Source organism: Brucella sp. IR073 (genome assembly GCF_049065735.1).
GTDB lineage: Bacteria > Pseudomonadota > Alphaproteobacteria > Rhizobiales > Rhizobiaceae > Paramesorhizobium.
In genome coordinates, this window is record NZ_JBAKHD010000005.1 from 137,355 (window position 1) to 159,774 (window position 22,420).

Here is a 22,420-nt window from a genome sequence, read left to right on the forward strand (position 1 = left end):
AATAGAGTTTAGATATTCGGCTAATAAATCGGGTTCAGGGTTCCGCCCCCGCCTAATACCTTGGGCCTGATATTGTCCCATTCTGGAGGACAAGGAAAGTCCGGATCGCTTCCACGATCCGGACTTTTCGTTGTATTTACGGGGAGCTTTGCCTCGCCGGTTTTACAGCGCGCTCACAATATCGGTCCACGCGAAATCCTTGCCGACATAGAGCAACGGGCAGCCATGCTCTTTCGCTACGTCATAGGCGAAGCAATCACCGAAGTTGAGCCCGGCAGGGTGGATGCCTTTGCCCCATTTTGCATAGATATTGCCGATGCGCCGGGCGGTTTCCGGGGTGACATCGATGATCTGGAATTTGGTCGCTTCAAGCAACCGATTCATTTCGTTTTGAAGGCGGCGGCCGGTAGAAACGATTAACGCTTCGGCAATTGTTCCCGCGGAGATAAGCAAACGATTCTCAGCAAGCCGAGTGTGGCAAACGTCGGCTTCCGGTTCGTTTAATATTATCGCCATCAGTGCGGACGTATCGACCGCTATCATGCGGGAAAACCGTTCTCGTCATAAAGGAAGTCCTGACTGCGCGCGGCGCTTGGTCCGGGCGTTGCCTTCCCCGCGGCGGACGCACGAATTTCCGCAATCGCCTCCATGCGTCTTTTGACTTCCTCCGGCGGTAGTTCGGGGGTCGGCGCTACCCGCAAGGCAGTGGGTTCAGGCACCAGCCGCACGGCCGCTTGGCCCTTACGGGTGAGAATCACTTCATCCCCGGCTTCGGCACGCCGCACCAAATCGTCGAGCTGATCTTTTGCTTCTGCTACGGATATGCGCATTGCTTTTCTCCGCTGTTGAGCCTTTGCAACAGCCTATCATATGGTGGCTTCCCGGATAAGAGCGTAAACTTTCCAGTTGCAAGTGGCGCAACTCGACGCTAACAATTCCGCCCATGTACAACACGCGCATGATCATCAATGGCTGGTGGTGGGTCCGCTGAAAGCGGCCACGCTAGGCTTTTGCACGCGCGCAAAGGATCACAGGGCCGCAACGGAATTTCCGGGCGGCCTTTTTGTTTAGCCGTCCGCAAGCCAAACTCAGGAGCGAGAGGACGATGGCGATGACTGCCGAAAATGAAATGCATGACTATATGACATCAGGCGGCGTCGCCATCCGGCGAACGCGGGTGCCGACGCCCTATGCGGGGGCGATCGAGGCGAGCATCGATGCGCTCGACGGGCGACGCGGGGCGGTGTTTTCCTCCAATTACGAATATCCGGGCCGCTATACGCGCTGGGACACGGCGATCATCGACCCGCCGCTGGTCATTACGTCGAACGGGCGGCGGATGAAGATCGAGGCGCTCAACAAGCGCGGCGAGGTCATGCTGCGCCCCATCCTCGACGTGATGAAGGGCCTTGACGATGTGACGGTGGCGCGGGCGGAAGGGGCGCTGATCGAGCTTGCAATCGCCGAGCCGCAGCGGCATTTCACCGAGGAGGAGCGCTCGCGCGCCCCTTCGGTGTTCACGGCGCTGCGCGCTATTGTCGGGCTGTTCTTCTCTGAGGAGGACGCCAGCCTCGGGCTTTACGGCGCGTTCGGTTATGATCTGGCTTTCCAGTTCGATCCCATCACCTTCAAGCTGAAACGCCCGGACAGCCAGCGCGATCTCGTTCTTTATCTGCCCGATGCGATCCTAGTGGCGGACCATTATTCCGCCAAGGCGTGGTTCGACCGCTATGAGTTCTCCTACCAAGGTGCTTCCACGGAAGGGCTGCCGCGCGAGACGGTGGCCGAGCCGTTCAAACCCTCAGACCGCATCCCGCCGCGCGGCGACCATCAGCCCGGCGAGTTCGCACGGCTGGTGGAAAGGGCGAAGGAGAGCTTCAAGCGCGGCGATCTCTTCGAAGTGGTGCCGGGGCAGACTTTCTATGAACGCTGCGAGACCAAGCCCTCCGAGATTTCCCGCCGCCTGAAGGCGATCAACCCGTCGCCTTATTCCTTCTTCATCAATCTGGGCGAGGGGGAATATCTTGTTGGCGCTTCGCCGGAGATGTTCGTGCGCGTCAGCGGTCGGCGGATCGAGACCTGCCCGATTTCGGGCACGATCAAGCGCGGCGACGATGCGATTTCGGATTCGGAGCAGATTTTGAAGCTGCTCAATTCGAAGAAGGACGAGTCCGAGCTGACCATGTGCTCGGATGTCGACCGCAACGACAAGAGCCGGGTGTGCGAGCCGGGCTCGGTGCGGGTCATCGGGCGGCGGCAGATCGAGATGTATTCGCGCCTCATCCACACCGTCGATCATATCGAGGGCCGGCTGCGCGAGGGCATGGATGCGTTCGACGGGTTCCTCAGCCATGCCTGGGCGGTGACGGTGACGGGTGCGCCCAAGCTCTGGGCGATGCGGTTCATCGAGGAAAACGAGAAGAGCCCGCGCGCCTGGTATGGCGGGGCCATCGGCATGGTGCACTTCAACGGCAACATGAACACCGGCCTGACGCTGCGCACCATCCGCATCAAGGACGGCATTGCGGAGGTGCGCGCTGGGGCGACGCTCCTCTATGATTCCGTGCCGGAAGAGGAAGAGGCGGAGACGGAGCTCAAGGCATCGGCCATGCTCTCGGCCATTCGCGATGCCCACAAGCCGAATGCGGGCGGCGAGACGCGCGCGGCGGCCCGCGTCGGCGAGGGGCTGTCGATCCTGCTTGTCGACCACGAAGATTCCTTCGTCCATACTCTGGCGAATTATTTCCGTCAGACCGGGGCGAATGTCTCCACGGTGCGCTCGCCGGTGGCGGAAGAGCTTTTCGACCGGCTGAAGCCCGATCTGGTGGTGCTGTCGCCGGGGCCGGGCATGCCGAAGGACTTCGACTGCAAGGCGACCATCGCCAAGGCGCGGGCGCGCGAGCTGCCGATCTTCGGCGTCTGCCTCGGGCTGCAGGCACTCGCCGAGGCTTATGGCGGGACGCTGCGACAATTGCACGAGCCGATGCATGGCAAGCCGTCGCGTATCCGTGTGCTGAAGCAGGGCCGCATTTTCTCCGGCCTGCCGAAGGAGGTGACGGTCGGACGCTACCACTCGATCTTCGCCGATCCGGTGCGCCTGCCCGACGAGTTCATCGTCACGGCGGAGACGGAGGACGGCGTCATCATGGCGTTCGAGCACAAAAAGGAGCCGATCGCGGCGGTGCAGTTCCATCCCGAATCGATTATGACGCTGGGCCACGATGCCGGCATGCGGATGATCGAGAATGTCGTGGCGCATCTGCCGCGGCGGGTGAAAGAGCGAGCGGCCTGACGGCCGCGCGAATAGGCGATAACGAGTAGCGAATAGGTGGGTAGGGGAAGCGTTTATACGCTATTCGCTACTCACTATTTGCGTTTAGGGGGTCTTCATGGACGCGAAGTCAAAGGTTCAGCTTCTTTCCGTCTGGTCGATCCCGGTCGCCTTGGGCGTGCTTGCGCTGAAATATGCCGCCTTCGCCATTACCGGCTCGGTGGCGCTTTATTCGGATGCGCTCGAATCCATCGTCAATGTGATTGCGGCCATCGCCGCCTGGTGGGCGATCCGCGTCAGCCATATGCCCGCCGACCAGAACCATCCGTTCGGCCACCACAAGGCTGAATATTTTTCGGCGGTGCTGGAGGGCGTGCTCATCGTGGTGGCGGCGCTGCTGATTTTCCATCAGGCGTGGGGGGCGTTCCAGGCGCCGCGCAGGTTGGAGGACCCCTGGCTCGGCCTCGCCGTTAACGGCGTGGCCTGCGTCGCCAATCTGGTCTGGGCGCTGGTTCTCATCCGCGCCGGCACAAGCGAAAAATCCCCGGCGCTCCTTGCCGATGGCAAGCATATCATGACCGATGTGGTGACCTCGGTGGGCGTCGTCATCGGCCTTGTCGCAGCGGTATATACCGGCTGGGACGTCCTCGATCCGCTGCTCGCCGTGATCGTCGCGCTGAACATTCTCTGGCAAGGCTGGCATGTCATCAATTCGTCGGTGCAGGGGCTGATGGATGTCGGCGTCGATCTCGACGAGACGATCCGCATCCGCGATATCATCTCCGCCAATGCGGCCGGCGCGCTCGAGGTGCACGATCTCAGAACCCGCATCGCCGGCCGGGTTACCTTCATCGAGTTCCACATGGTCGTGGCAGCCGAGATGAGCGTCGGCGACGCGCATGTCATCTGCGACCGCATTGAAAACGCGCTGATGGATGTCATCCCCAGCGCCCGCGTGGTCATCCATGTCGAGCCCGAGGAAGAGGCAAAATTGCCGCGGGGGACGGCGGCGGTGCCGTTTGCCTAAAAATTTTCTTGCGCAGGACCCGTGGCTCGATTATCGATTGTTGCCATGAACACGCGCGCTGCCATCGCTGTCTCTGCCCGCTCCGTTTCCACGGATGCGAATGTGCGCGCCTTGCCACTCTCGCTTCTTCTTGGCCTTATCGGCGACCGTCGGGCTCGTTAAGGAGCGTCCGGCGGTCGAATGGTCCCGCCAGGCCCCTGCTCCTTGCCCTCAATCGACATCCGTAGAGATCATGCCGTCGCCATCCGGTCATAAGCCGCCGGTATGCTGCGCGGCCCGCAGAAACGAGAACAGCCATGAATGAGACCAAAGCTTCTTCCAGCTTCAAGGGAATGCCCATCGCCGCGACCAAATATCAGCCCTATCCGGCGGTTGACCTGCCCGACCGCACATGGCCCGGCAAGCGCATCGAGAAAGCGCCGATCTGGTGCTCCGTCGATTTGCGCGACGGGAACCAGGCGCTGATCGACCCGATGGGGCATGACCGCAAGGCGCGCATGTTCCAATTGCTCCTCGACATGGGCTTCAAGGAAATCGAGATCGGTTTTCCCTCCGCCTCGCAGACGGATTTCGACTTTGCGCGCTGGTGCGTGGAGGAGGGCGGCGTGCCCAGCGATGTCTCGCTGCAGGTGCTGGTGCAATGCCGCCCCGAGCTGATCACCCGCACCTTCGAGGCGCTCGAAGGGGCGCATCGCCCGATCATCCACTTCTACAATTCCACCAGCGAGTTGCAGCGCCGCGTCGTGTTCGGCAAGGATGTGGCTGGCATCAAGCAGATCGCCACGGATGCCGCCAAGATGATCACCGACATGGCGGCGAAGGCGGGGGGAGGCTACCGCTTCGAATATTCGCCGGAGAGTTTTACGGGCACCGAGCTGGAAGTGGCGCTGGAGATCTGCAACGCCGTCACCGAGATCATCAAGCCCACGCCTGAGAACAAGCTCATCGTCAATCTGCCATCGACGGTGGAGATGGCGACGCCGAACATCTATGCCGACCAGATCGAATGGATGTGCCGCAATCTCGACAATCGCGAAAACCTGATCATCTCGCTCCACCCGCATAACGACCGCGGCACCGGCATCGCCGCCACCGAACTCGGCCTGATGGCGGGCGCGGACCGGGTGGAGGGCACGCTGTTCGGCAATGGCGAGCGCACCGGCAATGTCGATGTGGTGACGCTGGCGCTCAACATGTTCACGCAAGGGATCGATCCGGAACTGGACTGCTCCGACATCGTCAGGATGAAGGACGTCTACGAATATTCGAACCAGCTGCGCATCCCCGAGCGGCACCCTTATGTGGGCGAACTGGTCTATACCGCCTTCTCCGGCTCGCACCAGGACGCGATCAACAAGGGGATGAAGGCGATCCGCCAAGCCAACAAGCCTCTGTGGGAGGTGCCTTATCTCCCCATCGATCCGCAGGATGTGGGGCGTTCCTATGAGGCGATCATCCGCATCAACTCGCAATCGGGCAAGGGCGGCATCGCCTATATCCTGCAGGCGGATTACGGCCTCAACCTGCCGCGCAATCTGCAGGTGGAATTCCGCGACGTGATCCAGAGGATCACCGACGACGAAGGCAGGGAACTGCCCTCGAAGCGCATCCATGACGAATTCCAGAAGATCTATGTGACGCAGCCCGATGCACGGCTGAAATTCGTCGATCACCACACCTATCCCGATCCCGAGCGCAAGGGCCGCCGGATCATGGCCGCCGAGATTTTCGACGGCGGGGTGACGAAGCGGATCGAGGGCCACGGCACCGGTCCCATCGACGGCTTCGTCGATGCCCTCTCGCATTATCTCGGGATCAAGCTCTCGGTCGTCGATTATTCCGAGCATTCCCTAGGGCAGGGGTCCGACGCTTCGGCTATCTGCTATATGGAAATCGCGCATCCGGGCGGGAAAATCTTCGGCGTCGGCGTCAATGACAACATCGTGACGGCGTCGCTGGAGGCGATCATCGCGGCGGCGAACAGGATTGTGGCTTAAGGGAGTAGGGAGTAAGGGAGTAGGCAGCTATTTGCTTATTCCCTTCTCTCGGTTAATGTCCCCTTAACGTGCACGTTACTGCGGACATGCTATGAGCGAGACGAGCGATAAGGCCAGTTCACCCGGCGCCGCCGTGCGCCGCCTGTCGGATGCGATCCGCACGGCGAAGATCGCTTCCGCCGACCGTGGCGATGTGGTCGTCGATATGAAGGAAGCCGACCGCATCCGGCTGGAACTCCTGGCGCAGGATCTCCAGCCGGTATTCGACGAGGTGCCCGCCGATGACTGGCAGTGGGACTTCGCGCTTTCGACTGGCCTGCAGCCGCGCCTCTGGATCGACGCGACCGCGCATGTGATGATGGGCCGCGACCGGCGCACCTATCGTTTCGTGCGCGACACGCGGGTGGGGCGCGTGGTCATGGCTGAGTCGACCGAGATCAAACCCATTTCGGATGCCGTCACCGTCTATATCGCCGAGCGCATCGTCGAGCGGGAGCGGCTCATGGAAGGCGAGCGCCTGGATTTGCGCGCCGGGAGACCCGTGGCAGACAGCGCCGCTGCGGAAGCGCCTGCGCCGGTTTCCGCGCAGGCGGCGGCGCTGGCGGAGCCACCCAAGCGCAGCCGGTGGACCGGCTTTGTGACGGGGTTCGTCTGGTTCCTCATAGGCGCCCTCGCAGCCTGCGGCCTGCTGCTGGTGGTGCTGAAGGACCGCATCGGGATGGTGGTTTGAGGCGGGGCTGCCCGTCCTTTGATTGATGTTTAGTGTCGGCGGGACAGCGCCCCCCTCTGCCCTGCCGGGCATCTCCCCCGCAAGGGGGAGATTGGCTGATACGGCTTCCACCGCTCACTTTTCAGCGTTTGCGATTGATGCCAGCCCTGATGAAGGCTCAATCTCCCGCCTTGCGGGGGAGATGTCCGGCAGGGCAGAGGGGGGCGACGTAGAGCGTCGGATTTCTTGTATGGTTACCCACTCTCACCGCAAGAACCAGATAGCTGGGTTCGTCGCCCGCCCGTAGATCTCCTGTTCCAAACCGACAGGAGATCACGTCATGGAACTGAAAAACAAATCGATCATCATTACCGGTGCGAGCAGCGGGATTGGCGCGGCGGCGGCGCTGCTGTTTGCGGCGGAGGGGGCCAATGTGGTTCTTGGGGCGCGCCGGGCGGCGGAGCTGGAAGCGCTTGCGGGCGAGATCAACCGCAGCGGCGGCGAGGGCAGGGCGGTGTTCCTGGCAGGCGACGTGCGCGAGGAGGGCTATGCCACAGCCCTCGTGGATATGGCGGTGAAGACGTTCGGCGGGCTGGACGGGGCGTTCAACAATGCGGGCATTGTCGGCGAGATGCAGCCGGTGGGCGAGATGACGCTTGCCAATTGGAGCGATGTCATCGCGATCAACCTGACGAGCGCATTCCTTGCCGCCAAGGCACAGATACCGGTCATGAAGAAGCAGGGCAGGGGCTCGATCGTCTTCACTTCCAGCTTTGTCGGGTTCGGCAATGGCGGGCTGCCGGGCATGAGCGCCTATGCAGCATCGAAGGCGGGACTCGTCGGCTTCACCCAGTCGCTTGCGTCAGATCACGGGCCGGATGGCGTTCGTATCAACGCGCTGCTGCCGGGTGGGACGATTACGCCCGCCGCCGGGCATGGAAATCCAGAGTTCCTGGAATTCGTCGCCAATCTGCATCCGATGAAGCGCATGGCGGAGGCGAGGGAGATCGCGCAGGCGGCGCTGTTCCTGTTGTCGGACCGCGCGAGCTTCGTGACGGGAAGCCCGATGCTGGCCGATGGGGGGATGTCGGTGCGGCTGGTTTAGCGGACTGTTTGTACAGAACATCCGGGACCGTCGACGGGACAGCGCCCCCCCTCTGGGCTGCCGCCCATCTCCCCCGCAAGGGGATTGGCTGGCATCGATGACGGTTCTCTATTCTGCAACCTATGTGATTGGCTTTACGCGTCCATGAAGGCTAATCTCCCCCTTGCGGGGGAGATGGGCGGCAGCCCAGAGGGGGAGCTGTCCCGCCGAGATTTCCGTTTATTGGATTAACCGCGATCCGCCGACAGAAGCAGCGGTGCGCTCACCTTCAACTCATGCTCCCCAATCGTCACAATCTGCCCGCTCGCATCGATGATCCCGCGTTCGGTCCAGTGGCAGGTCCAGCCGTCGTTCTTTTTCCCTATATTGAACAGATTGAACCGCGCCGCTGGCCGCTTGGCGCCGAAATCTTGAGAGGCGGAGGGTACGCAGATGACAGGCACCGGCCCTGATGGGCCGTCGATCTCATAGCGGGTGGCAAGGTGGGTATGGCCGTGGAGGATCAGTTCCGCGCCGTGCCGGCGGATCACCTTCTGGAAGCGGCCTATGCCGAACAATCTTTTATGGGCGCGTGTCGCGCCGCGCACCGGGGGGTGATGGATCAGGACAACGCGGAAGAGGCCGCGCTTGCCCGCCTCGTCCAGCATCCTTGCCAGCCGCACGGCCTGACGGCGGGTGAAGTCGCCGCTGGCCATGAAGGGCGCGGTGGCGCGGGCCGAGGAGACGCCGATCAGCGCCACACCCTCGCGCACGCGCATATAGGGAAACTCAACCCGCTCACCGTGATTATCAACGCCATCGCCGCGCATCCACGGCTCCCAGGCGCGGCAGGCCTTGTCGAGCGCGCCCGGCACATAGGCGTCGTGATTTCCGGGGACGAGCGAGACGTTGGCGGGATCGCCCAGCGTCTCCAGCCACAGCCGTGCGGCCTCGATTTCCAGATCGAGCGCGAGATTGACGAGATCGCCCGTGACGGCAATATGGTCCGGATTCTCGACCCGCATGGCGGCGGTGAGATTGCCGAGCGCATCGCCCGTCATCGTGCTCCGCCGGTGGCGCAGCCAGTTGACATAGCCGGTGATACGCTTGGACATCAGCTGCCGGTAAGTGATGCCGGGCAGAGGGGAAAGATGGATGTCGGATATGTGGGCCAGCTTGAACATGCCGTACGGTTTAGCCTCTGATATCGGATAAAAGCAAGGAATGCCCGGAATGGCGGATATGATAGCGAGGCTGCGGCGCAGGCTGTTCCACACCTGGTTCCTCTTGAGAAGACCGATGACGCTGGGCGTGCGCGCGGTGGTGCTGGACGAAAAGGCGGGGACGGTCTTTCTCGTCCGCCACACCTATGTGCCGGGCTGGCATTTTCCGGGCGGCGGGGTGGAGACGGGCGAGACCTTCGGGCAGGCGCTCGCCAAGGAACTCAGCGAAGAGGGCAATATCGAATTGACCGGCCCGGCGGAGCTTTTCGCGCTCTATATGAACGCTCATGCATCGCGGCGCGACCATGTCGCGCTCTATGTTTGCCGGAACTGGCGGCAGACCGCGCCGAAGCTGCCGGACCGGGAAATAGCCGAAGCGGGGTTCTTTGCGCTGGATCGTCTGCCCGAGGGGACGACCGCCTCGACACGCCAGCGGCTTAAGGAGATAGTTGAAGGCGTGGCGTTGCCGGAGACGTGGTGAAAAGGTGAGTCGTTTGAATCGGTTGGGCGGGGTTGTTGCGAGGGTGATTCAACGTTTGTGCATGTGACACCCCCCCTCTGCCCTGCCGGGCATCTCCCGCTCAAGGGGGGAGATTGGCTGTCAGTTCCGCCTTCACCAATCGCCAACGCTGCAGGATTGGGTGCCGTCCTCGATGAAGGCCAATCTCCCCCCTTGAGGGGGAGATGTCCGGCAGGACAGAGGGGGGTACTGTCCCGCCGACATTCATTAGCCCTTAAAACCGATACGTCACACCCGCGCCGATCAGCCATGGATCGAGCTTGGCCTCCCCGGAAATCGCCGTGCCATCGGCCAACGTTGCCTCGAAGTCGGGCTTCAGGAACAGCTTCTTCACGTCGAAATTCACACCCCAGTGCTGGTCGATCATGTAATCGAAGCCGACTTGCAGCGCCGCGCCGAAGCTGTTCTCGACGTCGAGGTCGCGCAGCGCGCCGTTGCCGTCCTGATTATAGAAGATCGTGTAGTTCACGCCCGCGCCGACATAGGGCTTGAACGCGCCGAAATTGGTGAAATGGTATTGCAGCGTCAGCGTGGGCGGCAGCACCCAGACTTCGCCGATCTTGCCGAGCCCGCCGATGGCGCCTTCGCCGTTCACATTGGCCTTGGTGGTGCCGAGGATGAGTTCAGCCGCCAGATTGTCGGTGAAATAATAGGTGATGTCGAGCTCCGGCACGATCGTGTCCGAATAGGAGAGGTCGGAGCCCGGAATCTGATCGACGCTGCCGCTGTCATTGGTGACGACGCCCAGCGCGCGCAGACGGAACTGCCACGGGCTCAGTGCCGCCGGCGCTTCCGCCTGCGGGGCTTCCGGGGCAGCCGTCACCGCGTCCGCCGCTTGGGCCTCCCCGGCAAGGAAAAGCGCCGCCGCCGCTGCCAGCCCCCGCGCCATGCCATTCCACTCTTTCATGATCCTCTCTCCTTGGTCGTTGATCATTGACGCTGTGCACCATGATCCCGAGGGCAGGAGCGACGTTTGATGTGCGTCAAGCATGGGGGCGGTGATGCGAAAGGCGGGGAATGGTGTGATAAAACTGCAACGGACGCACTGCCGGAGGATGGGCCGGGTGGAAACGCTTCGGCAACCAGCTGCGATTTATTTTATTTACGCTGGCGTCTTTTGGTGCTAGGGAGCCGAACGATCCAATGGGCCGGAATGGCCCGCATTTGGGAGAGATGTTTTGACAGGGATGCTCTTCATCCGACGATGAACCGGACCGGCGCTTGGAAAAGCGCTGTCGCACCTGTCCCGCGTCTTTGCACGCGAATTCGAACGGAAACCGCTTCACATTTCCTGAATTCGCGCCGAGCCGCCCCCGATTTCTCCAATTGCGTTTGTTGCCATGCAGCCCCTTGAACTGACCTACGCGCAGGAAGACCCTGCGCATAATCCTGAAATCGAAGCCATCAATGCCGAGGCTTTCGGGCCGGGGCGTTTCGTGCGCGCCGCCTATCGCATCCGTGAGGGCGGGCCACATGACCGCGCGCTGTCCTTCGTCGCCCTGCATGGCGGCATCGTCATCGGCTCCGTGCGCATGACCCATGTGGTGGTGGGCACGACGCCCGCCCTGCTGCTCGGCCCCCTTGCGGTCAGACCGGAATGGAAAAGCCGCGGCATCGGCCGCGCGCTGATGCGCATGACGATGGAAGCGGCGCGGGTGGCGGGGCATAGACTGGTGGTGCTCGTCGGCGACGAGCCTTATTACGGGCCGTTCGGCTTTCACAAGGTCGAGCCGGGGAAGATCCTGATGCCCGCGCCCGTCGATCCGGGTCGGCTGCTGGCGTGCGAGCTTTATCCGCGCGCGCTGGAGAAGGTGGCGGGGGCGGTGAAGCATAGGGATAGGGTGTAAAGGCTCGCGCCCTCCTTCCCCCTTGCGGGGATTGAGGAGCGTTCGGCCGAAGGCCGAGGAAAAGCCAACGATTTGGCTTTTCCAGCGACGAACCCCGCGTTAGCGGGCGGATGGGGGTGGTGACGTTTGCACTTGCTTCGAAGAATGTAGCGCAAACGTCACCCCCCCACCCACCCGACTCTTCGGGCCACTTGGCGGGGCCGAGCCACGCGTCTCGGCCCGTCCTTCGGACCCCCGCAAGGGGGAGGGAAGAAAATCACCGCCCCTCGCGATACCACATCCCGCCCAGCACCAGCAGCATGGCGGCGAGGGCCAGGAAGCCGGAGAAGAGCGGCAGGCGGTTTACGCTTTTCAGGGCGGTGTCGCCGGTTTCGCGCAGGCCGATCCAGTTTGCGCCGCTCGCCGCGCCTGATCCGCGTATGGCGATGATGCTGGGGACATCGATGCTCGTCTGCCCCGCCTCCGGCCGCAGCCGCCGCACGCTGCCGCCGGTCTCCGACGCCAGCGGCTCCAGCTTGGCCATGGTCGAGACGCTGTCGGCGAATTCGGGTGCGTCCACGGGGCCGACATGGGCGAGGGTGCTCAAATCGCCATTGGCGACCTGGAACAGGCCGATTTCGCCCGTTTCCAGCGTGCCGGTGAAGATGCCCGGCGCGGATTGGGTCAAGTCCACCTCGACGGTTTTGCCTGACGGCGTGACGACGCTCGCCTTGCCGGGATTGTCGCCTAAGGTCTGGCGGCGGATCTGCAGCGTGCTGCCGCTGTCGTCGGCGGTCAGTTGCTCCTCCTCCAGTTCCGGCTCCTTCATCAGCCAGTGGGCGATGCGGCGGTAGAGCGCGGCATAGGGGCCGCCGCCTTCGAAGCCGCGCGCCCAGAGCCAGCCCTGGTCGGAGAGGAACATGCCGACGCGGCCCTGGCCGACGCGGTTCAGGACCAGAAGCGGCTTGTTGTCCGCGCCGCTCATGATCACCTGGCCTTGGGGCTGGTCGATGCCGACGATGCGGAACCAGCGGCTCCAGTGCGGCGGCTCGTCCGCTCCGCCTTCGAGGCCGCGTGTTACCGGATGGCGTTTGCCGAGATCGGTCAGGCGCGGATAAAACGCCTTCTCGGTGACCTCGCCGGTCGGCATCGCCGGCAGCGTGCTGACCAGCGGGGTCTGCGCGATCGACTGGTCACCGGCATATTCGGAGCCGGCGGCGATGAGAAGCGCGCCGCCATTTTCCACGTATTGGCTGATAAAATCGTAATAAATCAACGGCATAACGTCGCGATGCTGATAGCGGTCGAGAATGATCAGGTCGAAATCCTCGATCTTCTCGACAAACAGCTCGCGCGTCGGGAAGGCGATCAGCGACAATTCGTGGATCGGCGTGCCGTCCTGCTTTTCCGGCGGGCGCAGAATGGTGAAATGGACGAGATCGACCGAGGCGTCGGATTTTAGGAGGTTGCGCCAGGTGCGCTCGCCATTGTGCGGCTCGCCGGAGACGAGCAGCACTTTCAGATTATCGCGGATGCCGTCGATCTTCGCCACCGCGCGGTTGTTGGCGCCGGTCACCTCGCCGGGGAGGGTGTCGGTCCTGATCTCGACGATATTGACGCCGGCGCGGGGCAGGGTGATCTCGGCCTTCATTTCAGCACCGACAGTGGCGTTCTCCTCGCTAACCGCTTGGCCGTTCACAAGAATTTCGACACGCGCGGTTCCGCTCGCCGCCTCTGATTTGCCTTCGTCGGTGACGGTGTAGGTCAGCTCCAGCGGCTTGGCGGCGATGCCGAAGCGCGGCGCGTTGACGAAGCGGATACGGCGGTCGAACTCGTCAGGCGTGCCGGTGATCAGGGCATGGAGCGGGGCGTTGAAGCCGAGGCCGGCGACATTGGCCGGAATATCATGAACCTGCCCGTCAGTGATCAGAATCGCGCCGCCGACGCGGGACGGAGGCACGTCGCGGAGGGCTCCGCCCAGCGCCTGGAACAGGCGGGTGGAGGTGCTGCCGGAACCCCCGGCCTCGACCACGCGGACGTCGAATTGCGGGAAATTGCCGAGTTCTTGCCGAACTTTCGCCAGAGTCCCGGTGGTATCCGCCTGCCTATTGCCCAAATTCTGGCTCTGACTTCGGTCGACAACGACGGTTACGACGCTTTTCAGCGGCTCGCGCTCCTCATTGACGATGACGGGATTGACGAGGGCGAGCGCCAGCGCGGCGAGCGCGAGGAGACGGAGGGTGGCACCCCGGCTGCGGAGCGCGAGTCCGGCCACCACCAGCAGCGCCAGCGGCGCCAGAATCGCCGCGAGGGTGATCCACGAAAACAGCGGCTGAAAATCGAGGGACGTATGCATAAGTTAGTTTCCCAGCCGCTCGAGCAGGGCGGGCACATGCACCTGGTCGGATTTATAATTGCCGGTCAGCATGTACATCACGATGTTGACGCCGCCGCGCAGCGCATAGGCGCGCTGCATGGGGTCGTTCGGCACGGTGGGGAGCAGCGGCATGCCTTGCGCGTCCACCGCCCATGCACCGGCGAGATCGTTGGCGGTGATGAGGATGGGGCTGACGCCGTCGCCGACGCGCACGGGGCGATCCTCCCGCTTCTCGCTGTCGGGCGAGGCTTCCACCCAGAGCGGGCTGCCGCGATAACGGCCGGGGAAGTCGGGCATGATGTAGAAGGATTTCGTCAGGACATGGTCATCAGGCACCTGCTCCAGCGGCGGCACGTTCATACCGTCGAGGATGGCGCGCAGGCGCTGGCCGTTGGGCGTCGTACCGCCGGGTACGGCGCCGGCCGCAAGCTCGTCGCGCGTGTCGAAAAGCACGGTGCCGCCGTTCTGCATATAGGCATCGACGCGGGCAATCGCCGCCTCGCCCGGCATCTGCGCGCTCGCCTCCACCGGCCAGTAGATGAGCGGGTAGAAGGCAAGCTCGTCCCGCGCGGGGTCGACGCCGATGGGCTCGCCGGGGTCGAGCGCGGTCTTCTCCCGGAGGAATTGCGTCAGCCCTTCGAGCCCGGCCTTGGCTATATCGTCCACCGCCTTGTCGCCGGTGACGATATAGGCGAGGTGAGTGGAGGAGACCGCTGATATCATCGCCTTGTCGCCGGGCTTCTCGTCATTATGCACCTGTTCCTGCGCCAATGCAGGTAAAGCCGTAACGAAGGGTACGGCAGGCAGGAGCAGCAAGAGCGTAACGCCGAGTACGGCTGCGTTGCGCTGACGCAGGCGTAGATGGCCGCCGAGCCAGAGCATCAGCAGCGTATCGAGCGCCAGCAGGAGCGCGGCGGCGGCGAAGAGCGGGCCGCGCAGTGGGATCGAGGTATCGGCGGCATAGGCCGTGGTGGTCAGGGGCAAGGAGAGCTTCGGCTCCGTCAAGGGCGTCAGTTCCGATTTCGGCCCAAGTAGGTTCAGCGCATGGAGCGCGTTCTCTGAGCCATAGAAGCCGGGCGGGTTGTCGTAGGTGACCTCAGGTGTGGCATCGGCGCTGACGGCGAGGGGCTTTACCTCTGGTGTTGGCGGTGTCATCGCGCCATCCGCCGCCAGCACCAGATAGGGCGGCAGCGAGGCATTGGCGGCGCCGCTTTCGGCCCCCACCGCGCCGCGCGAGAGGACGACGAGACGGCGCAGCATTTCGACGAAGGTGCCGCTGATCGGCAGGTTGGACCATGCGGCATCGGGCGCGACGTGGAAAAGCACGATGCGGCCCTGATCGCGCGTTTCGCCTGTTATGAGCGGGGTTCCGTCGGCGAGGCTCGCCCAGGTTTTCTGAAACAGGTCCGGTGAGGGCTCGGCCAGCACTTGTCTGGTAACGGTGACATCCTTGGGCGTCGGGAGGCCGGCGAAGGGACCCGTTGCCGGGAAGGCGGCGAGGGGTTGCGGCTGCGACCATGACAGCGTGCCGCCCAGCGAGCGCTCGCCGCGCCGCAAGGTCACCGGCAGCAGGGAATCGTCGCTGCTCGCCCCCGCAAGCTTCGGCCCGGCGAAACGGATCAATGTTCCGCCTTTCGACACCCAGTCGGCGATCCGCTCTTCGGCGGCCTGCGGCAGCTTGCCGATATCGGCCATGATGAGCACGGACGGCTTCTGGTCGAGAAGCTCCGGCACCGCCTCGCTCAAGTCGGTGGTACGCGGCTCGATCAGATCGGCATAGGGCTGGAGCGCGCGGGAGATGTAATAGAGCGGCGACAGCAGCGGCTGGGCGGCGGCGACATCGGCCTCCGTGCCCGAAAGGAGCGCCACGCGGCGGCGCTTGGAATTGTCGTCGAGAAGATGCGTCGCGGCGGCTTGCCCGGCCCCTTCGATGCGCAGGCTGGCGAAATCATTGCGCAGTTCGATGGGGGCCTGGAGGCGGGCCCGCGCCGTGGTTTCTCCGGGCGCGAAGACAAGCGGCGCTTCGGCGATGTTACGGCCCTTGGCGTCGAGCGCGGCGACGGTGGCGCGCATCGGCGCGGTGGAACCGGCGGGGCGCACGGCGTTGACGGTGAGGGCGTCGGCGCCATTTTCGACCGAGACGATACCTGCGAGATCCCCCGTGTCCGGCTTGTACCAGAGCATGGAGGCCGCGCCGCTGCCATCGAGCTGCTGGACGGCGGCTTCCGCGTCGGACGTTTCGATGCCGTCATTCAAATAAGCGACGCGCGTACCCGGCGTTACGGCAATCGCCGCGGCGAGGCGCTTGAACGCTTCGGCGCGGTCGACCGGGATGGGGCGGGGCTGCAACGCCTGCAGGCGTTCGCGCGCACCCGCCGCATCGAACGGGCCGATTTCGGCATTGGGCCGCTCCGCCGTGCCGATGAGATAGATCGGCGCGCCCGAGCGCTCCGCGTCGCTGATCAGGCGCTCCGCCGCGCCTTGGCGCTCGGCCCAATCCTTCGCCGAGGCCCAGCCATTGTCGATGGCGACGGCGACGGGCGCGCTGCCTGACAGCGTGGCGGGACGCGGGTTCCATATGGGCTGGCTCAACGCCAGAATGGCCAGCGCGGCGATAAGGAGACGCAGCAGCGTCAGCCACCATGGGCTGCGATTGGGCGTCTCCTCGCTCTTCAGCACATGGGCGAGGATCTTGAGCGGCGGAAACACTTCGCGTTGCGGCGGTGGCGGCGTCATGCGCAGAAGCCACCAGATCACCGGCAGGGCGATGAGCCCGGCAAGGATGGCCGGCGCGCCGAAGGCGAGGGGGAGCGCGTTCATGCCGCGCCTCCGCCCATATGCATATGCACCCGCATCAGCGCTTCGGACGCTGGACGGTCGGTGCGGTTGACGGTGTAGCTCCAGCCAAGCCTGCGGCAGAAGGCGGCGAGCGTCTCGCGGCGGGCGAGGTAAAGCCGCCGGTATTCCTCGGCATAGGATTCCGCCCGGCCCGCTGTGATCCGTTCGCCGGTCTCGGGGTCGCGGAATTCGGTGCGGCCGGAATAGGGAAAAGCTTCTTCCGCGGGATCGGCGATCTCGATGAGATGGGCATGGGCGCCGCGCCGCGCTAAGCGGTCGAGCAGCACCAGCGTGTCATCGACCGGGTGGAGAAAATCGCTGACGAGGACGACATCGGAGAAGCGCCTGACATTGCCGACATCAGGCAGAGGGGCGAGATTGGCGGAATGGGCGAGCGCCGTCGCCAGCCGTTCCGCGCCGTTGCGGGCAGAGAAGGGATCGATGACACCGGGAAAGGCGATGCGCTCGCCGCCGCGGGACAGAAGCTCCGCCAGCGCCAGCGTGACGATCAGCGAGCGCCACTCCTTGGAAACATCCGTGTGGCTGGAGTGGTAGAGCATGGAGGCGGAAGGGTCGGCCCAGAGCCAGACCGTATGCGCCGCTTCCCATTCACGGTCGCGCACATAGGTATGGTCGTCGCGGGCGGAGCGCCGCCAGTCGATGCGTGACAGCGCCTCGCCCTGGGTATAGGGGCGGAACTGCCAGAAATTTTCGCCCATGCCGCGCCGCCGCCGGCCATGCCAGCCGGTAACGGCGGTGTTGGCGACGCGCCGGGCCTCGACCAGCAGGTCAGGGACCAGCGCGGCGCGCTGCCTGGCCCGGGCAAGCGCGTCGCGGGTGGCGACCGGCTCAACCTCTCGCCCGAGCGCCGCCATCAAATGGCTGCCTTCACAAGATTGCCGATGACGTCGCGGACATTCATGCCATCGGCGCGGGCGGCGAAGGTCAGCGCCATGCGGTGCTGGAGCACGGGCTCGGCCAGCGCCTTCACATCATCCACCGACGGGGCGAGGCGGCCATCGTAAAGCGCGCGGGCGCGGGCGCAGAGCATCATCGCCTGGCTCGCGCGCGGGCCGGGGCCCCAGGCGATGTGCCGGTCGGCTTCCGGATTGCCCGCGCCGGGGCGGGCGGAGCGCACCAGCTTCAGAATCGCATCCACGACCGTTTCCGAAACCGGCATGCGGCGGATGAGCGTCTGCATTTCCTTCAATCTGGCGGCACTGATGACGGTGCTCGCCCTCGCCTCCGAAATACCGGTGGTTTCCAAGAGAATGCGCCGCTCGGCCTCGAGTTCCGGATAGAAGATGTCGATCTGCATCAGGAAGCGGTCGAGCTGCGCCTCGGGCAGCGGATAAGTGCCTTCCTGCTCCAGCGGGTTCTGCGTCGCCAGCACGTGGAAGGGGGAGGGCAGATCGTGGCGCTCGCCCGCGACCGTCACATGATATTCCTGCATCGCCTGCAAAAGCGCGGACTGGGTGCGGGGGGAGGCGCGGTTGATCTCATCAGCCATCAGAAGCTGGGCGAAGATCGGGCCTTTAATATAGCGGAAGGAGCGGCGGCCATCGGCATCCTGCTCCATGACTTCCGAGCCGATGATGTCTGAGGGCATCAGATCGGGGGTGAACTGGATGCGGCGGTCATCGAGGCCCAGCACCGTGCCCAGCGTCTCCACCAGCTTGGTCTTGGCAAGACCGGGAAGGCCGACCAGCAGCGCATGCCCGCCCGCCAGCAGCGCCACCAGCGTGCGCTCGACCACGCTTTCCTGGCCGAAGATCACCGTGCCCACGGCGGCGCGGATTTTGGCGATGTCAGCCAGCGCGCGCTCGGCCTCGGCGACGAGAGCCTTGGGGTCGATTGTGCCTGCCTTTTCGATAACGCTCATATTTTCCCTCTCAATCGTGCCGCCAAGCATACCCATCATCCGACCGCGCTTACGGGCAGGGCGCCCTCCTTCCCCCTTGCGGGGAAGGTGCCCGCGTTAGCGGGCGGATGGGGGTGGTGACGATTATCGCTCACCAGTAATTGTAGCGCGCTGCCTTTACCACCCCCACCCGACCCTTCGGGCCACCCTCCCCGCAAGGGGGAGGGAGGGCGCTGACGCGCATCATCGTCTTCGCAACAAGTTAAACGACTGTGATCTGCTGACAAGCCGTGAGACGGTGACTATTTGATGGCGTATCCTTAATGATCGATGGATAATTGGAGTCGCATGAAAACGGGCCAGGGCCATTCTCAATCGGACGGCGGAGAGGTTTCCGGGCTGGAAGCGCTCATTGCCCGCGCGCGCGCCGAGGCGGGCGAAAAGGGGCTGCCGCCGGTGGAGAGGTGGAATCCCGATTTCTGCGGCGATATCGACATGGAAATCCGCGCCGATGGCACATGGTTCTACATGGGCACGCCGATTGGCCGCCAGCCGCTGGTGCGGCTGTTCTCCACCATTCTGCGCAAGGATGAGGACGGGCGGACTTACCTCGTCACGCCTGTGGAAAAAGTCGGCATTCGGGTGGAGGACGCGCCGTTTCTCGCCGTCGAGATGAGCGTTACGGGAGAAGGCGCGACTCAGACGCTGACCTTTCGCACCAATGTGGGTGATGTGGTGGAGGCCGGGCCGGAGCACCCGCTGCGCTTCGAGATCGCAGAGGGGAATGGCGGGTTGAAGCCGTATCTGAAGGTGCGCGGGCGGCTCGAAGCCTTGCTGGCGCGGCCTGTCATGTATGATCTGGTGGAGTTGGGGGAGGAAATGGAGATGGATGGGCGGTTGATGTTCGTTGTGCGGTCGGGAGGGGTGGTGTTTCCGGTGATGGAGATGGATGAGGTGAGGGGGGATGTGTTTTGATGGCGGCGCGAGGCAGGCCCTCCTTCCCCCTTGCGGGGATTGAGGAGTGTTCGGCCAAAGGCCGAGGAAAAGCCAACGATTTGGCTTTTCCAGCGACGAACACCGCGTTAGCGGGCGGATGGGGGTGGTGACGCTTGCGCTTTTGCTGGAGATCGTGGTGTAAACGTCACCACCCCCACCCGACCCTTCGGGCCACCCTCCCCGCAAGGGGGAGGGAGGGCGCGCGCCCGGCCCGGCAGGGCAAAGGGGATACCGCCGCGCCGACATTTCCAATCAAGGTGAATGCATGAACGACACCATTTCCATCGCCAACCGCGCGCCATGGCTGGCCAACAAACATCTGCAGGCGCTGCTGGCTGCGCTTTGCGAGGGCGCGGAGGAGGCGCGGGTTGTCGGCGGGGCGGTGCGCAACACGCTGATGGGCGAGAAAGTCGGCGATATCGACATCGCCACCACCACCTTGCCTGACGAAACCGCGCGGCGGGCCGCCGCGCTCGGCTTTAAGGCGGTGCCGACCGGGATCGATCATGGGACCGTGACTGTCGTGGCCGCGGGCAAGGCCTATGAGGTGACGACGCTGCGCGCCGATGTGGAGACCGATGGACGCCGCGCCAAGGTCGCCTTCGGCCGCGACTGGAAGGCGGATGCGGAGCGCCGCGACTTCACCATCAACGCGCTTTACGCAAGGGCGGATGGCACCGTTCTCGACCCCGCAGGCGACGGCCTTAGGGATATCGAGACACGGACACTGCGCTTCATCGGCGATGCGGAGACGCGCATCCGCGAGGATTATCTGCGTATTCTGCGCTTCTTCCGCTTTTTTGCCTGGTATGGCTCGGGGCGGCCGGAAACGGAGGGGCTGAAAGCCTGCAACCGGCTGAAGGAGGGGTTGACGAGCCTCTCCAAAGAGCGGGTTTGGGAGGAGATGAAGAAGCTCCTCTCTGCGCCCGATCCGTCGCGCGCGCTCTTGTGGATGCGGCAGACGGGGATTCTGACCCTTATCCTGCCCGAAAGCGAGAAATGGGGCATCGACGCCATTCATGGCCTGGTGCGCGCGGAGCAGAATCTGGGCTGGCCGGCTGACCCGCTTCTGCGGCTGATGAGCATCGTGCCGCCCGATGCCGAGCGCATGGAGGCGCTGGGCGCGCGGCTCAAAATGTCCAATGCCGAGCGGGCGCGGCTGGAGGCCTGGGCGCGGGCGGGCGCGGTGGAGCCGGACCTTTCCGAACAGGCGCTGAAGAAGACGATCTATCGCGGGAACAGGCACGCGGTGCGCGACCGCATCCAGCTGGCCTATGCGGCGGCGCGGGCAGAAGCCATCGGTAGCGACAAGGCGATGATCCGCGCCGGCGGTTTTTCGCGTCTGCTGGAGGCGGTGGATGGGTATGAGGCGCCGGTGTTTCCGGTGACGGGCGGCGATCTGCTGGCGCTGGGGGTCGAAAAGGGGCCGGGGCTTGGAGAAACGCTGCGGTCGCTTGAAAGTTTATGGATCGAGTCCGGGTTTAAACTTGAGCGTGAGGCGCTCTTAAGCAAAGTTGATCGCGATAAAATGAACAATTAACCTTATTAGACTCTTCGATTTTGGTCTATACTTCATGCGGGCGAGGTTTTCCTGTATGGAGTATATGAAAATGACCAGCCTCAATGCGCCGATCTTAACCAATCCGGAGCAGAAATTGGTTACCGAGGGCATCGCGCCCATGGAGCGGCCAAGCCGGATCACCCGCTTCTTCATGGCCATCGTCGCCTGGGCCGAACGGCTCAACCTGAAATATGCCAAGCTCGGCAATCCGCCGGTTTATGACGTCGCGACCTTTCCCTGGGCGGCTGACATCGAAAAGGAATGGCCGCTCATTCGCCGCGAATTGGACAAGGTGCTGGAACGGCAGAGCGAGCTGCCCTCCTTTCATGACATCTCGACCGATGTGAAGACGATCTCCTCCGACAACAGCTGGAAGACCTTCTTCCTGCTCGGCTTCGGCGTGAGATCGGAGCAGGCCATCAAGGCGTGCCCGGAAACCTGGCGCATCGTCAACAAGATACCCGGCCTGACGACGGCGATGTTCTCGATCTTCGAGCCGGGCAAGCACCTGCCGCCGCATCGCGGACCCTATAACGGTGTGCTGCGGCTGCATCTGGGGCTGATCGTGCCGGAGCCGAACGACCAGCTTGCCATTCGCGTCGACAGGCAGGTCTGCCATTGGCAGGAGGGCAAGGTGCTGATCTTCGATGATGCCTATGAGCACGAGGCGTGGAACCACACGGACAAGACGCGCGTGGTGCTGTTCGTCGATTTCGTCAAGCCGCTGAAATTTCCGGCGCGTTTCGTCAATTGGTGCCTGATGAACCTCGCCATCTTCACCCCCTTCATCAAGGAGGGGCTGGACAACCACAATGCGTGGGAAAAGAAATTCTATGCCGAGGCGGAGACGTTGCGCAACCAGCCGAAGGCGTGAAGGCGTTTGACTTCCGGCGGCGAGGCTTTTAGATAAGCGAAGGGAGCCTTTTCGGCGCCTTTCCTGCCTCCAATAGAGGAATTGTTGATGTCTCAGATTGTGGGAAGCCTCTGATCGTTCCGAACGATTGCCGCGTTGAGCGACGCTGACGGCGTTCTCTTCGGTCACGTTCAGGAGCGGAAACAGCATTGGCCGTGGGCAGGCGTTTCCTGTCCGCGCGTGCCGATGCTTGTCATGGTTTCCATCCAGGCATTAA

General features: G+C 63.6%; 18 protein-coding genes. 10 read left to right on the forward strand and 8 right to left on the reverse strand.

The genetic code is table 11. The features are described 5' to 3' along the window. Window positions 1-162: 162 nt before the first annotated feature. Window positions 163-543 carry a type II toxin-antitoxin system VapC family toxin gene (locus ACOWVG_RS12550; RefSeq protein WP_420962569.1) on the reverse strand — a complete coding sequence of 127 codons (381 nt, stop codon included), beginning with the start codon at window positions 541-543 and terminating at the stop codon, window positions 163-165. Further along, complete coding sequence (locus ACOWVG_RS12555) at window positions 540-830, reverse strand: type II toxin-antitoxin system Phd/YefM family antitoxin (protein WP_420962570.1); 291 nt, start codon at window positions 828-830, stop codon at window positions 540-542. The genes ACOWVG_RS12550 and ACOWVG_RS12555 overlap by 4 nt, the downstream gene beginning before the upstream one ends. A gap of 275 nt (window positions 831-1,105) precedes the next feature. Here ACOWVG_RS12555 and ACOWVG_RS12560 point away from each other — a divergent pair, with 275 nt between their 5' ends. From ACOWVG_RS12560 to ACOWVG_RS12580, 5 genes are all read left to right on the forward strand, one after another. Further along, window positions 1,106-3,292 (forward strand): anthranilate synthase, encoded by a 2,187-nt coding sequence (locus tag ACOWVG_RS12560; RefSeq protein ID WP_420962571.1) that lies wholly within the window; start codon window positions 1,106-1,108, stop codon window positions 3,290-3,292. Between the two features lie 97 nt (window positions 3,293-3,389). Further along, window positions 3,390-4,298 carry a cation diffusion facilitator family transporter gene (locus ACOWVG_RS12565; RefSeq protein WP_420962572.1) on the forward strand — a complete coding sequence of 303 codons (909 nt, stop codon included), beginning with the start codon at window positions 3,390-3,392 and terminating at the stop codon, window positions 4,296-4,298. Window positions 4,299-4,594: 296 nt separating this feature from the next. Beyond that, a complete protein-coding gene (gene leuA, locus ACOWVG_RS12570; protein ID WP_420962573.1) occupies window positions 4,595-6,295 on the forward strand; it encodes a 2-isopropylmalate synthase in 1,701 nt (566 codons plus the stop codon). 91 nt (window positions 6,296-6,386) lie between these two features. Beyond that, complete coding sequence (locus ACOWVG_RS12575) at window positions 6,387-7,025, forward strand: hypothetical protein (RefSeq protein ID WP_420962574.1); 639 nt, start codon at window positions 6,387-6,389, stop codon at window positions 7,023-7,025. Between the two features lie 319 nt (window positions 7,026-7,344). Continuing rightward, window positions 7,345-8,109, forward strand: a complete 765-nt coding sequence (locus ACOWVG_RS12580) for an SDR family oxidoreductase (RefSeq protein ID WP_420962575.1) — start codon at window positions 7,345-7,347, stop codon at window positions 8,107-8,109. A gap of 227 nt (window positions 8,110-8,336) precedes the next feature. Here ACOWVG_RS12580 and ACOWVG_RS12585 read toward each other — a convergent pair whose 3' ends face one another. Further along, window positions 8,337-9,272, reverse strand: coding sequence for a metallophosphoesterase family protein (locus tag ACOWVG_RS12585; protein ID WP_420962576.1), 936 nt, complete (start codon window positions 9,270-9,272; stop codon window positions 8,337-8,339). Between the two features lie 58 nt (window positions 9,273-9,330). On the opposite strand from ACOWVG_RS12585, the gene ACOWVG_RS12590 reads away from it, so the two are divergent. Continuing rightward, a complete protein-coding gene (locus ACOWVG_RS12590; protein ID WP_420962893.1) occupies window positions 9,331-9,792 on the forward strand; it encodes an NUDIX domain-containing protein in 462 nt (153 codons plus the stop codon). A 253-nt stretch (window positions 9,793-10,045) separates the two neighbouring features. On the opposite strand, the gene ACOWVG_RS12595 is transcribed toward ACOWVG_RS12590, so the two are convergent. After that, complete coding sequence (locus ACOWVG_RS12595) at window positions 10,046-10,720, reverse strand: OmpW/AlkL family protein (RefSeq protein WP_420962894.1); 675 nt, start codon at window positions 10,718-10,720, stop codon at window positions 10,046-10,048. A 451-nt stretch (window positions 10,721-11,171) separates the two neighbouring features. Here ACOWVG_RS12595 and ACOWVG_RS12600 point away from each other — a divergent pair, with 451 nt between their 5' ends. Continuing rightward, window positions 11,172-11,678 carry a GNAT family N-acetyltransferase gene (locus ACOWVG_RS12600; protein WP_420962577.1) on the forward strand — a complete coding sequence of 169 codons (507 nt, stop codon included), beginning with the start codon at window positions 11,172-11,174 and terminating at the stop codon, window positions 11,676-11,678. A 256-nt stretch (window positions 11,679-11,934) separates the two neighbouring features. Here the strand turns inward: ACOWVG_RS12600 and ACOWVG_RS12605 are convergent, their stop codons facing one another. From ACOWVG_RS12605 to ACOWVG_RS12620, 4 genes are read right to left on the reverse strand one after another with little or no spacing between them, the layout of a single operon-like run. Next, window positions 11,935-14,013, reverse strand: a complete 2,079-nt coding sequence (locus ACOWVG_RS12605) for a hypothetical protein (RefSeq protein ID WP_420962578.1) — start codon at window positions 14,011-14,013, stop codon at window positions 11,935-11,937. Between the two features lie 3 nt (window positions 14,014-14,016). Beyond that, a complete protein-coding gene (locus ACOWVG_RS12610) occupies window positions 14,017-16,854 on the reverse strand; it encodes a DUF4159 domain-containing protein (RefSeq protein ID WP_420962579.1) in 2,838 nt (945 codons plus the stop codon). Further along, window positions 16,851-17,747: a DUF58 domain-containing protein gene (locus tag ACOWVG_RS12615; RefSeq protein WP_420962580.1), complete on the reverse strand. Its 897-nt coding sequence runs from the start codon at window positions 17,745-17,747 to the stop codon at window positions 16,851-16,853. The genes ACOWVG_RS12610 and ACOWVG_RS12615 overlap by 4 nt, the downstream gene beginning before the upstream one ends. Then, window positions 17,747-18,754, reverse strand: a complete 1,008-nt coding sequence (locus ACOWVG_RS12620) for an AAA family ATPase (RefSeq protein ID WP_420962581.1) — start codon at window positions 18,752-18,754, stop codon at window positions 17,747-17,749. The genes ACOWVG_RS12615 and ACOWVG_RS12620 overlap by 1 nt, the downstream gene beginning before the upstream one ends. A 327-nt stretch (window positions 18,755-19,081) precedes the next feature. On the opposite strand from ACOWVG_RS12620, the gene ACOWVG_RS12625 reads away from it, so the two are divergent. From ACOWVG_RS12625 to ACOWVG_RS12635, 3 genes are all read left to right on the forward strand, one after another. Continuing rightward, complete coding sequence (locus ACOWVG_RS12625; RefSeq protein ID WP_420962582.1) at window positions 19,082-19,708, forward strand: DUF1285 domain-containing protein; 627 nt, start codon at window positions 19,082-19,084, stop codon at window positions 19,706-19,708. 286 nt (window positions 19,709-19,994) lie between these two features. After that, window positions 19,995-21,269 carry a CCA tRNA nucleotidyltransferase gene (locus ACOWVG_RS12630; RefSeq protein WP_420962583.1) on the forward strand — a complete coding sequence of 425 codons (1,275 nt, stop codon included), beginning with the start codon at window positions 19,995-19,997 and terminating at the stop codon, window positions 21,267-21,269. A 70-nt stretch (window positions 21,270-21,339) separates the two neighbouring features. Then, window positions 21,340-22,164 carry an aspartyl/asparaginyl beta-hydroxylase domain-containing protein gene (locus ACOWVG_RS12635; RefSeq protein WP_420962584.1) on the forward strand — a complete coding sequence of 275 codons (825 nt, stop codon included), beginning with the start codon at window positions 21,340-21,342 and terminating at the stop codon, window positions 22,162-22,164. Window positions 22,165-22,420: the final 256 nt, after the last annotated feature.

Coding starts and splice junctions, on each gene's coding strand:
- ACOWVG_RS12585 (WP_420962576.1), bottom strand. CDS start 9,272: ATGTTCAAGCTGGCCCACATATCCGACATCCATCTTTCCCCTCTGCCC.
- ACOWVG_RS12590 (WP_420962893.1), top strand. CDS start 9,331: ATGATAGCGAGGCTGCGGCGCAGGCTGTTCCACACCTGGTTCCTCTTG.
- ACOWVG_RS12625 (WP_420962582.1), top strand. CDS start 19,082: ATGAAAACGGGCCAGGGCCATTCTCAATCGGACGGCGGAGAGGTTTCC.
- ACOWVG_RS12555 (WP_420962570.1), bottom strand. CDS start 830: ATGCGCATATCCGTAGCAGAAGCAAAAGATCAGCTCGACGATTTGGTG.
- ACOWVG_RS12620 (WP_420962581.1), bottom strand. CDS start 18,754: ATGAGCGTTATCGAAAAGGCAGGCACAATCGACCCCAAGGCTCTCGTC.
- ACOWVG_RS12580 (WP_420962575.1), top strand. CDS start 7,345: ATGGAACTGAAAAACAAATCGATCATCATTACCGGTGCGAGCAGCGGG.
- ACOWVG_RS12605 (WP_420962578.1), bottom strand. CDS start 14,013: ATGCATACGTCCCTCGATTTTCAGCCGCTGTTTTCGTGGATCACCCTC.
- ACOWVG_RS12635 (WP_420962584.1), top strand. CDS start 21,340: ATGACCAGCCTCAATGCGCCGATCTTAACCAATCCGGAGCAGAAATTG.
- ACOWVG_RS12550 (WP_420962569.1), bottom strand. CDS start 543: ATGATAGCGGTCGATACGTCCGCACTGATGGCGATAATATTAAACGAA.
- ACOWVG_RS12610 (WP_420962579.1), bottom strand. CDS start 16,854: ATGAACGCGCTCCCCCTCGCCTTCGGCGCGCCGGCCATCCTTGCCGGG.
- ACOWVG_RS12565 (WP_420962572.1), top strand. CDS start 3,390: ATGGACGCGAAGTCAAAGGTTCAGCTTCTTTCCGTCTGGTCGATCCCG.
- ACOWVG_RS12630 (WP_420962583.1), top strand. CDS start 19,995: ATGAACGACACCATTTCCATCGCCAACCGCGCGCCATGGCTGGCCAAC.
- ACOWVG_RS12595 (WP_420962894.1), bottom strand. CDS start 10,720: ATGGCGCGGGGGCTGGCAGCGGCGGCGGCGCTTTTCCTTGCCGGGGAG.
- ACOWVG_RS12615 (WP_420962580.1), bottom strand. CDS start 17,747: ATGGCGGCGCTCGGGCGAGAGGTTGAGCCGGTCGCCACCCGCGACGCG.
- leuA (WP_420962573.1), top strand. CDS start 4,595: ATGAATGAGACCAAAGCTTCTTCCAGCTTCAAGGGAATGCCCATCGCC.
- ACOWVG_RS12575 (WP_420962574.1), top strand. CDS start 6,387: ATGAGCGAGACGAGCGATAAGGCCAGTTCACCCGGCGCCGCCGTGCGC.
- ACOWVG_RS12560 (WP_420962571.1), top strand. CDS start 1,106: ATGGCGATGACTGCCGAAAATGAAATGCATGACTATATGACATCAGGC.
- ACOWVG_RS12600 (WP_420962577.1), top strand. CDS start 11,172: ATGCAGCCCCTTGAACTGACCTACGCGCAGGAAGACCCTGCGCATAAT.